13 protein-coding genes are annotated in these 16,609 nt (G+C 43.2%); 2 read left to right on the top strand and 11 right to left on the bottom strand.

All coding sequences use genetic code 11. The features are described 5' to 3' along the window. Positions 1–37: 37 nt before the first annotated feature. The gene (locus D2V05_RS00725; protein ID WP_119645717.1) at positions 38–718 is read left to right on the top strand and encodes a DUF6624 domain-containing protein; all 681 of its coding nucleotides are present in this window, start codon (positions 38–40) and stop codon (positions 716–718) included. A 90-nt stretch (positions 719–808) separates the two neighbouring features. Here the strand turns inward: D2V05_RS00725 and D2V05_RS00720 are convergent, their stop codons facing one another. The 5 genes from D2V05_RS00720 to D2V05_RS00700 all read right to left on the bottom strand — a co-directional run bounded on the left by D2V05_RS00720 (position 809) and on the right by D2V05_RS00700 (position 6,072). After that, entirely contained in the window at positions 809–2,923 is a 2,115-nt protein-coding gene (locus D2V05_RS00720) for a M28 family peptidase (protein ID WP_183114761.1), read from the bottom strand. Positions 2,924–3,120: 197 nt separating this feature from the next. Next, on the bottom strand, positions 3,121–4,377 hold the full coding sequence (locus tag D2V05_RS00715) for a mechanosensitive ion channel family protein (RefSeq protein WP_119645744.1): 1,257 nt from the start codon (positions 4,375–4,377) through the stop codon (positions 3,121–3,123). Between the two features lie 112 nt (positions 4,378–4,489). Continuing rightward, positions 4,490–4,777 (bottom strand): putative quinol monooxygenase, encoded by a 288-nt coding sequence (locus D2V05_RS00710; protein ID WP_119645716.1) that lies wholly within the window; start codon positions 4,775–4,777, stop codon positions 4,490–4,492. A 22-nt stretch (positions 4,778–4,799) separates the two neighbouring features. Next, positions 4,800–5,393, bottom strand: coding sequence for an NAD(P)H-dependent oxidoreductase (locus D2V05_RS00705; protein ID WP_119645715.1), 594 nt, complete (start codon positions 5,391–5,393; stop codon positions 4,800–4,802). A gap of 79 nt (positions 5,394–5,472) precedes the next feature. Next, positions 5,473–6,072: a nitroreductase family protein gene (locus D2V05_RS00700; protein ID WP_119645714.1), complete on the bottom strand. Its 600-nt coding sequence runs from the start codon at positions 6,070–6,072 to the stop codon at positions 5,473–5,475. A gap of 116 nt (positions 6,073–6,188) precedes the next feature. On the opposite strand from D2V05_RS00700, the gene D2V05_RS00695 reads away from it, so the two are divergent. After that, entirely contained in the window at positions 6,189–6,539 is a 351-nt protein-coding gene (locus D2V05_RS00695) for a winged helix-turn-helix transcriptional regulator (protein ID WP_119645713.1), read from the top strand. A gap of 76 nt (positions 6,540–6,615) precedes the next feature. On the opposite strand, the gene D2V05_RS00690 is transcribed toward D2V05_RS00695, so the two are convergent. From D2V05_RS00690 to D2V05_RS00665, 6 genes are all read right to left on the bottom strand, one after another. Continuing rightward, positions 6,616–8,382 carry an alkaline phosphatase gene (locus D2V05_RS00690; RefSeq protein ID WP_119645712.1) on the bottom strand — a complete coding sequence of 589 codons (1,767 nt, stop codon included), beginning with the start codon at positions 8,380–8,382 and terminating at the stop codon, positions 6,616–6,618. A gap of 1 nt (position 8,383) precedes the next feature. Next, the gene (locus D2V05_RS00685; RefSeq protein WP_235855349.1) at positions 8,384–9,514 is read right to left on the bottom strand and encodes an alkaline phosphatase; all 1,131 of its coding nucleotides are present in this window, start codon (positions 9,512–9,514) and stop codon (positions 8,384–8,386) included. A gap of 84 nt (positions 9,515–9,598) precedes the next feature. After that, a complete protein-coding gene (locus D2V05_RS00680; protein ID WP_119645742.1) occupies positions 9,599–11,344 on the bottom strand; it encodes a RagB/SusD family nutrient uptake outer membrane protein in 1,746 nt (581 codons plus the stop codon). Positions 11,345–11,363: 19 nt separating this feature from the next. Continuing rightward, on the bottom strand, positions 11,364–14,618 hold the full coding sequence (locus D2V05_RS00675) for a SusC/RagA family TonB-linked outer membrane protein (protein ID WP_119645711.1): 3,255 nt from the start codon (positions 14,616–14,618) through the stop codon (positions 11,364–11,366). Positions 14,619–14,763: 145 nt separating this feature from the next. Next, the gene (locus D2V05_RS00670; RefSeq protein ID WP_119645710.1) at positions 14,764–15,720 is read right to left on the bottom strand and encodes a FecR family protein; all 957 of its coding nucleotides are present in this window, start codon (positions 15,718–15,720) and stop codon (positions 14,764–14,766) included. A gap of 121 nt (positions 15,721–15,841) precedes the next feature. Then, on the bottom strand, positions 15,842–16,405 hold the full coding sequence (locus tag D2V05_RS00665) for an RNA polymerase sigma-70 factor (protein WP_119645709.1): 564 nt from the start codon (positions 16,403–16,405) through the stop codon (positions 15,842–15,844). Positions 16,406–16,609 lie beyond the last annotated feature (204 nt).

Genomic DNA, 16,609 nt, shown 5'->3' with positions numbered 1-16,609 from the left:
TTACCAAACCTGGCTTAGAGCTAATTTAAAATCAAAAATGAGATTTCTCTTCATACTACTTCTGCTTATTACGACTTCTTGCTCAAACAAAAACAGTTCAAAAAAGATCACAACAAATGCTCATAAAACTGAAAGCCTAATTGCAGTTTTAGACACTATCTGGCAAACGGAACAAACACCAATAAGATTAAGGGATTCTTTAATGAGAATCTACGGAGCGGAATCAAAGGAGTACAATGAACAGCAATTGATCTATGAGAAGAACCATATCGTCAATGAAAAAAAAGTGAGGACCATACTTGACAAGTATGGTTGGCCAACAAAAGAAATGATCGGAGAACAAGGAAATTGGACGATATGCAATGTCATTCAACATTCGGACAATGAAATCCGAATAAAATATCTTCCGATGATGAGAAAAGCTGTAAAAGATAAAAAGCTGGAACCTCGCTTTCTAGTTAGAGCCGAGGATAGAATTGCAACGGAAAGAGGGGATTTACAAATCTACGGGGGTCAGATGAAATACTATCCGGAAACTAAAAGTTTTAATGTATGGCCTGTACTTGACCCAATAAATGTAGATAAAAGAAGAGCTGAAATTGGGCTTGGGCCAATAGCGGAATTTCTTAAAAATAGATTCGATTTTGAATGGAATCTTGAAGAACAAATAAAGAGGAGCGAGGCATTTGAAATGGAACGACAAAAAAATAAGGAATAACGAAACACGAACTGTGCACAACCCTACTTAAAACAAGCTATAAAAAAGCAGGCCGAAAGGCCTGCTTTCCATTTGATATCTTTAAGTTTTTTAGGACAAACTGTTCGCCAATACCAATATTTTGTTGGCCAAGGATTCGATGGCGGCGGCATAACGTTGGTCCCATTCCTCCAACCTATCGGTAGAGGTAAGTGATATTTCATATTCCAATCCCGGTAAGATCCATGAGGCATACCCACTGAACGGGTCAGTGGAGGCATACAAGGATTTGTACCAAGAACCGTAATACATGCCCTTTTCATCAATAAAACTTTTCTCCAAGGCAATCAGTTGCTGGTTGATACTTGTAAGCTGCTTTTTGGACAATTTATCCCCGCTCAGAGCTTTGGACAAGGCTGCATCCAAGACAGTTGTGTTCTTTTCCAAGACAGCAATGGCTTTATCGACCTTTTCAAAACCTTTAAACCCACTATCGAACTGCTGTATTTTTTTGATGGCATTTTCAAAATGACCTTTCAAATCAGTGGCATACCGTTTTACATCATAAGGGATAACCTCTGCATTGGCCATTCTCAGTGCCATTAAGCCGGCCCATTGTCCGATGGTCCCACCCATTTTAAATTCTGGATCCACATAGGTTTCATAAAAATGGAAATCATCATAATTGGTATGGTAAAGCGTAGGCCCGTGAGACCCTCCACTTAGCGAGGGAACGCCAACATGCATATAAAAACCGATATGGTCAGAACCTCCTCCCAAATTGCCGATGGAAGGTGTTTCCTTTGCCCCTCTCCATTGATCATAGAGCGTTTTGTCAGTATAAGGATAATCCACTTTATGGGCCATTTCGGTCACCAGACCTTTTAAAGTGGGGGAAGAAGCTGCCCCGAAATTTTTACCGGAAACACCCCCATCAAAATTGAGATAGGCAACCGCTTTGGCGCCCAATGCATCACGCATTTGCTCCACCCATTCCGATGATCCAATCACACCGTGCTCCTCGGCATCCCAATGGGCAATAAGTATGGATCGTTTGGGGGAATTACCTTCTTTCACCATCTTGCCCAAAGCTTCGCTCAAAGACAAAAGCATGGCCGTACCACTGTTCGGGTCGGTGGCCCCAAAGGCCCAGGCGTCGTAGTGGCAGCCCAAGATGATCCATTCATCCGGATATTCGGAACCTTTAAAAGTTCCCACCACATTATTGATCCGTGTAAAATCCTTTTTCTGGTCTACCTGTACCCGAACGGTGAGCCCTTCTCCACCTTCCAAACGATAGGTATACGGCAAGCCACCTTGCCAACCCGAAGGAACCACTTTTCCGTTCATCCTTGCAAAAATCTCCTTGGCCGCACCATAGGCAATGGGAAGGACAGGGATAGTGTGCAAACTGGCTTCGGACGGGTCCATCCGCTTAATTTTCTTTTTACCATCCAATGGTAGGGAAGGTTCAAAAGGAGTCAATGGGTCCCCTTCATAATCGGTTGTGAGGAGTGAACCTCTTTGTATGGCACTTTCATCATAATACACCCCGTTCGGATACACCAACCCTTTCATATAGCCACTATCGGCCGGATCGGTGTAAATAATCAATCCTGCCGCGCCATATTGCTCGGCAAACTTAGCCTTATACCCCCTAAAGTTTCCTCCATAACGGGCGATTACAATTTTTCCTTTGATCTCGATGCCCATTTCCATGAGCTTTTCAAAATCTTCCTTGGTACCATAATTGGCATAAACAACGGTAGAAGTCACATCGCCACTTCCTGAATAGGCATTCCATCCTTTGCCCAAAGCAGGGTCTGAAGAAAAAGGGTCTTCTGGCATGATGTACTCCTGCTGGTTGAGGGGCAATCTAATTGGGGTGACAAGATCAATACTGGACGTTCCTCCATCTGTGGACATATAAATGTCATAAGGATAGCGATCCACCTTCATCCCTGCTCCTTCCATGACCTTTGCCATATAATCGGCTACTTTTTCATTGGCGGGTGTACCGGCAATATGGGGCCTTTCCGTTAATTTTTTCAAGTGTTCCCTATAACTGGGAAAATCCATGCTCTGGAGTAACATGGCTTCCATTTTTTCTTGATTCTGGAAGGATGTGGCCGTGTATCCGTTCCAATCTTGGGCTGTCACAAAGTGACTGGTCAATAATGCAATGGAAAAATAAAAAATTGATTTAAGGGAAACTCTACAATTCATAATGTTATTGGTTTGGTATTTTCCAAAAATACGGCTTTAATCCTTCAAGATTGGTACCTTTTGTTTCCGAGGAACAACTTTTGGATTATTCTTGATATGGTCTATCAATAATTATGGATTAACCCATATGTACTTCAGCTTTCCTTTGGGAGAACACAATTAAAATGGTTAGAACAAACCCACTTAAAAATCCAAAATCAATGTTCGGACATATCGGTGGTAAGGGAGGTGGGGAATTCAAAAATTTCCAAAGAAAAATAAGGCAGGGCAGCTAGTAGATGATCAAAGATATCTGCCATGACATATTCGTAGTTCTCCCAACGCTTATCAGAACTGAAGGCGTAAATTTCCAAAGGAATTCCTTTTGGGGTAGGTTCCAATTGCCGTACCATCAATGTCATGTTTTTGTTGATGGCAGAGTGGTTTTGGAGATAATTGGTGACATATTTCCGGAATACCCCAAAATTGGTAAGGTTGCGGCCGTTCACCAATAGTGCTTTGTCAATATTATTGTCCCTATTGTAGGTATTAATCTGTTCGCTTCTGGTGTTGATGTATGATTCAACCAATTGGATTTTCCTTAAGGCCTCAAGATCCTTCTCGGTCAAAAACCGTATGCTTTTTTGACGGATGATCAAAGCCCGCTTGATACGTCTTCCACCCGATACCTGCATCCCTCTCCAGTTTTTGAAGGAATCCGAAATCAAAGCGTAGGTTGGGATGGTGGTAATGGTCTTGTCAAAATTCTGGACCTTTACCGTGGCCAGGGAAATTTCGATCACATCCCCATCGGCGCCATATTTTTCAAAAGTGATCCAATCCCCTATCCGTACCATATCGTTGATGGTGACCTGAATACTGGCTACCAGCCCCAAAATAGAATCTTTAAAAATGAGCAATATGATGGCCGAGGCGGCGCCCAATGCTGTAAAAAACTTCCAGACCGTGGTCTCGGTCACAATGGCAAATATGGTAAGGATACCCACCACCCAAGCAAAGATCATGAACACCTGCACATAGCTGTCGATGGGCTTATCCTTGAACCTTGGCAATGTTTTTAAATAGCCGTTGGTACTTTTGAAGAATTTTCTAAAAATGACCAGGGTAAGGAATACAAAAAGAATTTTGATGGTCTTCAACGCAATGGTCCCAGCATAGTCGAAATCCATGAAGGCAATTGGAACAAACTCAAGTAGAAGCACCAATGGAAATATATGTGCCACGTAGCGGGGCACCTGGTGCATCACTAAAAAATTGTCAAAGTTATTCTTCGACTTACGAGCCAACCGGATGGAAACCGCACGCAACACCTTCCATAAGATCAGGTCGAGCACGAAGGCCACGATCAAAACTCCCAACAACAATATCAACAGGTTGATATAGGAAGCCAAACCTTCCCCCATCCCTGTTTTAAGGAGGTAATCGTAAAGCAACCTCCCCCAATCCTTGTACATGGCTATAATTTCCGCTAACATGGTGCAAAACTACAGCATCTGATCGAGCTGTATGCAATTATTAACTCCTTATTCAGAAATGGTTTTTTCGGGGGTTTATCAAACCAACAGACTAAACCTTGTTTGCCTTGATGACCACTGGGGTTTCCTGCAGTTTTCCGTTGGCAAAAGCCTGGAATTTTTTAATGTGGGGCTGTCCATTATGCTTGTCCAAACCTTCTTGATCTTCCCAAATCTCATAAAAGATGAATCGGTTTTCATCCTCCTTGTCCTGATGAAGGTCATATTGAATACAGGCTTCTTCCTTATGGGTTTCCTCCATAAGCTCTACCAAGGCATTTTTAACCTCACTAACGTATTCCGGTTTACTGGTAATGATGGCAATTACATATACTTTCATGATGCTGTTGTAAATGGTTTATCTATTTTATGATGTGTTCGAGATGATTTCTGTAATCGCGAAGATACATCTCAATTTGTGGATCTTTGATCACATTAAAACAATGAAAATTGGGCAGCACCTCATATCCGCAAAATCGGTAATTGACCCCAACATTGTACAGTACATCGTCTGCGGTCTTTCCACTCAATAAATATTGATCTTTGTTTCCCGAAAATTCTTCCGGGGCATTCCATGAAGTTACCATGGTCATTTTTCTTCCCTGCATCAGCCCGCCAGTGCCATAATTTTTGGAGGGATCCTTTCGGGTACGGCCATCATCTTTCAACAATTTACTCAAAGCCAACCCGGTATTGAAGACCTCATCCACGTATTTTTTATGGATCCAAGGCGTGTTGAACCAATAGACGGGCGTATGCAATACAATATAATCCGCCTTTACATATTTTTCCACTTCCTCCGCAGGGTCATACCCATCCTCAATTATGGTTTCGGAATAGGTATATCCGTGATCTTCACAGAAAGTCTTGGTGGTCTCTGCCAAGGTTTTGGTCAGTTTTCCTTCGGCAATCCCTTGATAATATTGATGGGCGTTGATAATGTGTAAGTGCTTCATTGGTTTGTTTTAAAAAATAGTATTTGGACGGATGATCCCAGCGTCTTCCGTATCAATATTTTAAAATGTAAATAGGGAGTTATAGGGATTGGACCACGGCTTCGAGATCCATCCTGGATTTTTGCTTTAAGGCTGGCTGATTGGCATCGTCCTCATCGCGGTATCCTATGGCAACGGCAAACAAAGTGGTATATCCATCCAGTTTCAAAATGGAGTCGTATCCCTCCTTTTGGATGCCCTCCATAGGTGTGGAATCAATACCCATTGAGGCACAGGCTCCTAGAAAGAAGCCAAGGGATAAATATACTTGGTGCGAAAGCCATGATTTGATCTGATCTTCCGGTAGTGGTTTTAAAAATTGTTTGAAGTATCCTACACTCCCCGGCTGTAAATGTTTTTCTATTTGTTCCTCAAACTTATTGATGTCATTGACTACTGTAAACACTACCAAATGACTGGCATCCTTGATCTTTTGCTCATTGAAAAAAGACTGTTTGGCCAGCTCCTCTTTTATGGCTTCATCAGATACAAATACGAATCGCCATGGCTGACTGTTGATGGAAGAGGGACTTAACCGAAGTATGTTCTTCAGTGCACGTATTCGATCTTCGGGTATTTTTTGATCGGGATTATATTTTTTTGTTGTGTAACGTTGTTCTGCCAGATGTAAAAAATCCATTGTTCAAGTGTTTTATATAAACTATACTTTTTATAGTTACAAACATATATACAGTTTTATATCTTTGCAATAACGGTCAAAATGTATAGCATACATTTTTAAAACAATTTTAACATATGTATTGTGTTGACAACAAACATTTCCCTTGCAGTACCAGCCTCACAATGAAATACATAGGAGGAAAATGGAAATCGGTGATATTAATACATCTCACCAAGGATAAAAAAAGGTACAATGAACTCCGCAAGGAAATCCCCACAATCACCGAACGTACCTTGAGCCTTCAATTAAAGGAATTGGAAGCCGACGGTCTCGTATGCAGAAAAGTGTACACCAGCAAGCCACCGTTGAAGGTGGAGTACGGACTTACCTCATTTGGACAAACACTGATCCCCGTTCTGGATGCCATATCCCATTGGGGCAAAGAGGCTTCAAAGGCTCATAAAAAAATCAAGATTGAGCCTTGAATGATATCCATTTGGGTTTAGACGCTTGCAAGGCTATAAATAAGTGCGCCTACCAAAGGCAGACGCACCTAAAATTTTATTTGAGCCCCAGGGCCAACAAGATTTTTTGAAAAATCTCGGTATTCTCATATACCCCGTTAAAATCTTCCGCATGGGGACCATAAGCAAACAACGGCACCATAATTCCAGTATGGTCTACGGTCAAGAAATCACCTTGAACTGTACCATCCTGCAAGCTTCCTCCAACGATTCCAAAACCTGATGTTTCATGATCCGCGGTAATGATTACCAACGTATTTTGATCGGCATCCGCAAAACGGATGGCCTCTGCAATGGCCTGGTCAAAATCCAACATTTCCTGGACAATATCAATGGTACTGTTAGAGTGTCCCCCATTATCGATTTGCGCTCCTTCCACCATTAAGAAAAAAGGTTCGGACTTGGCTCCCAATACATCCAATGATTTTTTAACCGCTTCGGGCAATGCTTCTCCCCTTCCATTCTTCATGGAGGGTACTTTGTTCTCACCTAGGTAAACCGCAGTTGGTCCGGAAAAATCTTCAAACGCATCAAAACTTATGGTTTTAAAAACGTAGGAAATAGTGCTCTCCTGATTTTGGCCGCCTGCCATGAAAAAATCCAATGGGCTCTTTGTCAAATCTGCCACAAGACCCTCGGTATTGTCTCGCTCCACTTGGTGGGCAAAAAAAGCGGATGGGGTGGCCCCGTAAATGGCATCCGTAGAAATAATGGCGGTGTTGAAACCTTTTTGGTTCGTAATGTCAACCAGATTGGTCAAAATTTCGCCTTTGGGTCCCACACCAATGGCACGATTGTTCGTTTTGTTGCCAGTGGCCATGGCCGTTCCACCTGCAGCCGAATCAGTAATCAAATCATCATAAGATGCCGTCTTTACCAAACCGATGTTCTTCAACCCAGCAACGGTAAGCTTTCCGCGGTTGGCAATCATCGCCGAGGTAATCTGGGCCAATCCATTGCCATCCCCGATCATTAAAATGACATTCTTGGGTTTTGACTGGGGATCGTAACCATATTTTGGCTCATAAACAGGAATTTCGTTTTTAAGTTGGAAGATATTTCCAACAAGTTTTTCCAGATATTGTACTGCCAAGGCTGGTTCATCGGTATTGATGAAATCCACTCCCATTTTAGCCAATCGGGTCCAGGCGGTCTTGGTATCGGGTGTGGCCCAAAAACGAAATGGTTTTCCTGATGCCTTGGCCTTAGCAATGGCCTTTTGAACGGTTTCAAAATCTGGTGCCGTCATTCTACCATATCCGTTCCAAACCGAAAAATCCTTAAAACTGACGCTCACCAAACCTACCTTGGTTAAATCGATGTTGTCCAGTTCCTCCAAATTTTGATGGTCGAACCAAATAAAATCAGGGTAGTTTTGATATTCCTCGGCTTTGGGGCGATTTCCCGAAATGACAAACTTAACCTTGCCCAAGGATGGGTAGTGTCCCAACACCTCAACCAGCTTCTTCAAGGTCGAATGGGCCTCGGATTTTACATCAATGAGCAATTGAAGGTTCCTTAATTCCCCTGATTTCTCCAAACTTGCCAATCTGTCCAGATAAAGTTTTTCCAAGGTTTTCCCTTCCTTGATTTCGTTTTCGGCATGGGTCACATACAGCGTTCCATTTTTAAGGAATACATCCGCCTCAATGGATGCTGCCCCATTGCTATAGGCATACCAAAACGGCAGTTCCTGTTCATAATCGTTGTGGGAATGGACTTTGTAGGTTTCCTGAGCCAACAAATTATGTTGCACACCCAAAAACCATAATATCAGCACTGCTACTCCAATGATTTTTTTCATCTTATTGCTTGTTCTGGTTCAGCGATTGTAAAAACTTATGATAAATTTCGTTGTTCTCATAGATTCCCTGAAAATTTTCAGCTCCTTTTCCTTCCGCAAAAACAGGGATCAACTCCCCGCTATGCTGGTTGGAATTAAAATATACAGCAACCTTATCGGCCACTTCCTTCTTATTTCCAGTGCTTTCATCCATTTCATAGTACTTGCCGATGCTCACCCCTCCTGTTTCATGATCGGCGGTGACCACCAACAATGTGTTGGGATGCTCTTTTACATAATCCAGTACCGCTCCCAAGGTTTTATCAAAATCTAGGACTTCGGCAACCATCATATCGGCATCCTCCGCATGTCCGCCCCAGTCAATATAAGAACCTTCCACCATTAAAAAGAAAGGTTTTCCCTTTTGATCGAAATAATCCAAGGCCATTTCCGTGGCATCCTTTAGAAAATCTCCCCTACCTTCTATTTTTGAGGGAATCCCATCCTCGGCCAACACATAGGCATTGGATTGACCCAAAACTGGATTGGAAAGTTGTAAGGTATCCAAATGATAATTTTCTTCCACCAAATATTGAAAGAGATCTTTTCCATCCTCCCTTTGGTTAAAGAATTTTTTTCCACCGCCCGCAAAGAAATCCACCTTGGATGTCACCAATTGCGCGGCTATTTCCTCATGCATGTCGCGGTCCTTTACATGTGCATAAAAACTGGCCGGCGTAGCATGGGTAATGGAAGTAAGGCTGATTAAACCGGTCTGATAACCTTCTTTTTGAAGTTGTTCCAAAATGGTTTCTTGCGGAATGCTGTCCACCGAAACCCCAATGGCCCTTTTATACGTTTTTTGCCCGGTTGAAAAGGCTGTGGCCCCGGCAGCGGAATCGGTAATCTTAGAACTTTTATCAGAGGTCTTGTGTAAACCGATATGGGTAAACCTTGAAAAATTGGGGGTTCCTTCACCAAAGTAATAGGCTGAGGATACCTGTGGAATCCCCATGCCATCACCAATCATAAAGATAATGCTCAAGGGTTCCTCTTGGGTTGTTTTGGATGGCTCTTCTTGCTTCTTTGCCGTGCAGCCCAGTACTAACATCGCTAAAATCGAAGCAATGGTCTTGTGATATGAAATCTTCATTTTTCCATTCGTTTGATTTGTTCATAAAAAGCAAGCGGCAAGAGGAAAATCCATCTTGCCGCATGTGCTAAAAAATACACTTGATCAATAGCCTTCATTCTGTTCCAGATAGCCTGGCACATTCGATGCTCCATCGATGGCATCCTGTGGGATGGGGAACAATCTATGGTGAACATCGTTATCCGTTTTTTCAGTCCAGGAATCCTCGTAGTGGCCAAATCGGATCTGGTCGCTTCTCCTAAAACCTTCCCAGTATAACTCAAAACCACGCTCACGGAACAGGATTTCCAAGTCAATGGAAGGCAAGGCCTCTGGAGTTTGGTCTGGGCGTGCATTCCTTTCGGTCCTAATGAAATTTACATCGGCCAAGGCACCTGCGCTGTCGCCTTTTCTCAATTTTGCTTCGGCACGCATCAAATAGATTTCAGCCAAACGCATCAACACAAGGTCCACGCTGCTATAGTTGTTACCATTGGGCGAGGTATGGCTAAACTGGTACTTGGATACCCTGTAGCCATTTCGGTGCAACCTTCCCTCGTTTGTAAAATCAACTTGCAACACGTGGTTCACATAATCCACATCCTTATCGGGGCCGTTTCCTTTTCTTTGGATGACAGGGTAGATTCGGTATCCACCATCACACGTATAAAAAGAACCACCTTCATCTTTCCTTGGTCCCCAAATGACACCTCGGAGAATTCCCCTATTGATCTCGAAATCCTCGGCGGAAATACAGTAATAATGGTCTTCATCATTTTCTGGAGTAACCCCTGTCAAATCCTGCAATTCAGCAGGGATTATCTGGTTTTCCTTGAAGAACCTTGCATCAGCTTCAGCTGGGTCGGTAGCGCCATAGGCATCTACCCAGGTTTGGTAGAAATCGGAGGTAATGGCCGGACCGTCGGTACCATCTGCATCCGGGAATTCAGGTCTAGGAAACCAAGAGCCTGCCAATGACCAATAGGCCCATCGGCTGTGCTCATTTTTCATGACACCGCGTTGATCGGCGGCAAAAATGATTTCGGAGTTATCATTGTTGTCATCGTTGAACAGATCAAAGTACTCTGGCGACAATGAAAATGCTCCCGAGTTGATGATATTGTCCGTGTATTGGATCACTTTGTCCATATCCTCATTGCTGAAGCTTGGGGTTCCGTAGGGGTCACGATAGACCGCTGCATTTAGGTTCAATCGTGCCAAAAAGCCCCATACCGCCGCTTGGGTAATCCTTCCGGGGCCCTTGCTGGTGTTGATGACATCCACAACGGACAAGAACTCACTTTCAATATAGTCAATGGCATCCTGCCCCCTCAAAATCTCGGAAAGATCCTCGGAAGTCTCTTTTTTGAACACCAATCCCCAACTATCGAGCACCAACATGTTCATATAGGCTCGAAGTGCGATCATTTCGTAAAGTGCTCCTTCGGCCTCTGTATCACCTGCCTCGGCAAGGGGTTGTAATACTTCAATGGCCGAAAGGGCCCTTGAAATGTTCTTGGTCACTTCGTTCCAAGAGCTTCCCACCAAATCATTACCTGTTGAAATGGTATGGGCATGGGTTTCCAAGAATTTACCACCATCATACCAATCCGTTCCTCCACGGTAAGGCAATATGGCCTCATCGGCTGCAATCAATTGCAATCCGTAATAATTGGTATGCCTCCAAGTCCATGCCACTTGCCCATAAGCTGGTGCAATGGCTCCGCTGATCAGTTCCGCCTGTCCGCTTCCTTCCAAGGATTCGTCCAAAACTTCTTCTTCCAAATCGGTACAGCTCAGGTTTGAGAATAAGGAAATCCCCAATAGTGCTATTATTATTTTGTTCTTCATCTTTGAAGTGTTTTTTTGATTAGAATGATACATTTAAGCCAAATACAACCGTTCTTGCCTTAGGATAATTGAAGTAATCGATCCCGAAGGTCTGGATGCCATCAATGGTCAAGTTCGAGTTGATCTCAGGATCAAAACCAGTGTAATCGGTAATTACAAAAAGGTTCTGGCCGGTCACGGAAAGACGTATGGTATTTACCAATCCATCCAAACCGATAAGGGCCGGTCTCAAGTTATAACCCAAAGTGGCATTGTTCAGACGTAAGAAATCCCCATCTTCCAAATAGCGGGTAGAAACCGCGTTGGAGTTGGTAATGTCCTCATTTGGATATTCCGATGCAATCGATGTGGTGTTGTAATTGGAAGCCAATAATCCCTTTTTGAACAAGGACATGGCGGTGTGGTTGTACACCTTGTTGCCAGAAACCCCGTTGAAGTTCAACCCAAGGTCAAAGTCCTTGTATTTGAAGTTCAGGTAAAAGGCATACACTAAAGGAGGAAGGGCGCTGCCTACCACTTTTCTGTCTTCGGACAAGATACTCAATCCGTCATCACCGATACCCAAAAACTCTTGCATATAGAACGAACCTATTGGTTCACCATTGATGTTTCCGTTGATGGTAGCATCGGTCTGGCCTGCTCCCTGTGCAGCACCTGTGGTCAACACCTTGTATGGCGAATTGGCCACTTCATTTTTGGTATAGGCCAAGTTTCCTCCAATGTTATAGGAAAAATCTTTGCTATAGTCGCTGTGGTAATCCAAGGCAAATTCAATACCGTTGTTCTTGATTTCCATATCGGGAATATTGGTCCAGAATTTATCCGTCGGTTGTATCGGGTCTGCAGGGGTCACCTCCAACAAAATGTTCTTGGACACTTTTTGAAAATAATCCACGGTTCCTGACAAGCGATTGTTGAACAATCCAAAATCCAAACCGATGTCGGTCTGTTGGGATACCTCCCACTGGATATCGGGATTTGCCAAACGAGTAAAAATAGTACCGTATGGATAGTCCTCCAAGGAACTCTCATCTCCATTGATAGGATAGGAATCGTTTCCATCCTTGCTATCGGTATAGCTCAATTTGGTGATCTTGGATGGAATCTCTTGGTTACCGGTCTTACCCCAACTAGCTCTTAACTTCAGGTTATTGATGGTTGTGTTGGTGCTCATGAAATCCTCGTTCATGATGTTCCAGCCCAATGCCACGGAAGGGAAATAACCATACTTGTTGTTACCCCCAAATTTTGAGGAACCATCGGCACGCATGGTCGCAGTCAACAAATATTTATTGTCAAAAGCATAATTGACCCTACCAAAGAAAGACTGTAGTTCATTTTCAGTGGCATAGGTGTACATATAGGTCTGTGTACTTTCCCCACTGATCTGATCTTGGTATTTAGGCTCTATGCCATTGTCCGCAAAACCTTCCAATTCAAAGCTCTTTTGGTGCACAAAAGTTTTCTGGTAGGTATGCCCTGCCAGAACCGTAAAGTTGTGCTTGTCCTTTTCGAAATTATAGGTAAGGGTATTTTCTACCAAGGTGTTCTTGTTGGTCGTGTACGTTGAAGTCAACGATCCATTGGCATAGCCTTCCAACAAAGAATAGGGTATGTATTGCTCATCGCGATCGGTAGTGGAGTAATCAACACCCAAGTTTAGCTTATACGTCAACCCATCAATGATCTCAATGGAAGGTGCCACATTGGCCAAAATTCTATGGTTAACGGCCTCATCACTAAAGATTTTTTCCCTGGTCAAAGGGTTCAACGCATTGTCCAACAAGGTGGGTTGCCCGTCGGTATACAAGGGAAGGGTTGGGTTCAACTGAAGCATGTCCCCCACTATGGACCTTGCATCTGCCCTAAGGTTTTCCGTTCTACTGGCAGTCATGTTGAATTCTACCTTGAAACGGTCGTTCAAGGCTTTTTGAACCAAGTTCAAACGCCCTGAATACCTTTTCAGGTCGTTGGCCCTCAAAATACCTTCTTGATCATTCACACCCAAAGAGGCATGATAGGTAAACTTGTCCGCGCCACCGCCCATGGACAAATTCACGTTTTTGGAAAAACCGGTACGACTTAAGGCATCTTGCCAATCGGTATTGGCCCCTCCATCGTCCAAATTTCCACCTGCAGCCACCACTTGTTGACGGAACTCATTGGCGCTGAATACATCCACTTTATTGGCCAAAGACGAGAAACCTGTAGAGACACTCAAGTCCATTTGGGTACGTCCCGATTTTCCTTTTTTGGTGGTGATCACGATTACCCCGTTGGCCGCCCTGGCTCCATAAATAGCTGCGGCGGAGGCATCCTTCAACACATCGATACTTTCAATATCCTGTGGGTTGATAAAGTTCAAGGGGTTGGTAGGCACTCCTGTACTTGTATTGTCCAGTGCAAAACCATCGATTACATACAAAGGTGTAGTACCGGAACGTAAACTTCCCACCCCACGGATGATCACATCCTGTGCGGCACCTGGCTCACCACTTACATTGGAAATGTTTACACCTGCAACCTTACCTTGCAAAAGCTGCCCTGGGTTCATTACGATTCCTTTGTTGAAATCCTCGCTTTCCACTGAAGCGATGGAACCGGTCACATCAGTTTTTCTTTGGGTTCCATACCCAACTACCACTACATCTTCCAATTGTGTGGCATCTTGCTGTAATTGTACATCAATGGTAGTACGGCCGTCCACGGCAACTTCTTTTGGGGTGTATCCCAAATACGAAAATTGGAGCACTGCGTTGCTCTCTACATCAATAGTGTAATTACCATCAAAATCGGTAATGGAACCATTTCCCGTTCCCTTTTCCTGTACGGATGCACCCGCCAATGGAACCCCGTTTTCGTCGGTTACGGTACCTGTAACGGTAACAAAGGCAACTTCCACTACCCTTTTTGGGGCTTGGGGCTTTACATCGATGGAAATGGTATGGTTGATCCTTCTAAACGTAAGGTCCGCATCCTTGGCCATCAATTCCAAAATGGACCTAAGGGAAACTTTGTTGTAAGCAATGTCGTAAGTCTTGTGCAATCGCTCCACTTTGCGGTCATACACAAATTTGAAGTCTGTTTGTTCCTCTATCTGCTTCAAGACCTCAACTACCGTGGCATCGTTCACGGATACATCCACTCTGTAGTTCTCCAGTTTTTGACCCCTTACATTGGCTGCCAACACTGGATTCAACAGTGCCAAGATGATCATAAAGCAAAATGTACGGAATGTCAACTTGATAAATTGTTTAATAGTTAGTGAATTCATAATTTCACATAATGTTTAAATGGTTATAAGTATTTGTAATCATTGAACTTTCGACAGCCTGTTTCCGCTCGCCAAAGTGTTGCAGGCTGTTTTTTTGTTAGGTTGTTTCATTTCATAGGCATTGATTTTTGATTAAGCTGGTTTTTTAGTCAGTGCATTTTCCTTTGATCAGGATTTTATGATCCTCCAAAAATTCGTATCGTAATCCTTTTTTGGCGAATACGATGCTTTCCATTACCGTGGAAAGCAATTCATTATCGTAGCTTGCGCTGATATGGCAATTTCCGGCATTCTGGTTGTCCAACACAAAGGATACGCCATACCACTTTTCCAAGGTTTCCAAGACCTGCGAGAGTGGCACATCCTCAAAATGGATAACGCCCTTTTTCCAATTCAGGGCTGTTGTAATATCCACTCTTTCCTTGGTCATGGATTTTGTTTTTGTGTTGAACACCCCTTGCTCATTGGGTTCTAAAAAAATCTCGCTTTCTTGGGATGCCACCTTCACTTTTCCAGTGGCCACGGTTACCGCAATTTGGTCATTGTCCGGATAAGTGTTTACATTGAACGAAGTGCCCAAAACCGTGGTCCGTACTTCTCCGGATTCTATAACGAAAGGTTTATCGGGATTTTTTGCCACGTCGAAAAAGGCCTCGCCGATCAACGCTACATGGCGCATATCTCCTTCAAATCGGTTGGGATATTTTAGGGTACTGCCTGAATTCAAACGTACTTGGGTACCATCGGCCAAGGTAAGGTTCAACTTCTGACCCCATTCCGTTGTTCGTACAATCTCCACAATAGGTTCTTCCACTTCCTTTGTTTCTGTTTTGGAATAAAGAAGATACCCTAAACTTGCCATCACGGCCAATGATGCCGCAACCCTGGTCCACTTTAAAAAGGAAATTCTTTTATCTGGGCCAACTATATTTTGGGACAGTTGCTTTGCAATACGCTTTTTATGCCTCTCGTTTTTGAAGATGCCTTTACGGTTTTTGGACAAAAGGTTGCCGTCAAACTGTTCCAGAAGGGATTCCTCTTTTTTGGTAATCGTACCATTAAGGTACTTTTCCATTAATCCCTTGATTTCATTTTCGGTCATTGTATGCTCGTTTCAATAACAAGTACCATTGGCATGCAGGTACGCACATTCCAAAAATGGGTTTTAATGATTCCTTAAACTTCCTGGCGCCTAATTAACCTTTAGGTAAAACGGAGGGGTTTTAAAAAAACAATGATTTAACAGTGGAAAGTTCTTTGCGTAGTCTTCGAAGGGCAAAAGAGATTTGATTTTCCACGGAGCGTTGGGAAATGTTCAATTTTTCGGCTATGTCCTTATTGTTGATGTGGTTCATACGGCTCAAAATGAAAACTTCCTGACATCTTTTGGGCAGACTTGAAATGGTCTCGTTGATTCTTTTGGACAAGTCCATGACATCCGCTTCCATTTCCACTTCTGAGTTAATGCAAACTGCATGGGCCGCCTCAATCTGTGTTTGATTGAACTTCATATCCCTAAGTGCATTGTAGCACTTATAACGAATCGCCTTAAAGAGATAGGATTTTATATTTTCAACTTCGACAGCTTCCCTGCGCTGCCAATAATCAATCCAGACTTCCTGTACCAAATCCTTAGCAATGGAATCGTCCATGATCAATGATGACGCATAAATGTACATGGGCTCCCAAAGCATTTCAAACAGGGAATTGAATGCGTTCCTATCCGATTGGTTGATCATTTTGGCGAGCTTTTCTGGAGTAGCCTTGTCGTATGAGTACTCTATCATCGAACACAAATTTCATAAAAATAAGAGAGGCCGGAGATTATGATATTGTAAACTTTACATGGGTTTTGTGTATCCTGTACACCAAAAAACATTCTCTTATTTCACTTGATTTCACTGGCAATCCAAGAGGTCTAGGTCATTTCAAAAAAAATTAATCCTAAAAATTGTCCCCTTCGGTTACCATAATGTACCCTTTGCCATATT

Source organism: Flagellimonas pelagia (genome assembly GCF_003584135.1).
GTDB lineage: Bacteria > Bacteroidota > Bacteroidia > Flavobacteriales > Flavobacteriaceae > Flagellimonas > Flagellimonas pelagia.
The sequence above is the reverse complement of the archived record's forward strand: the minus strand, read 5'-3'. Positions and strand labels throughout refer to the sequence as shown.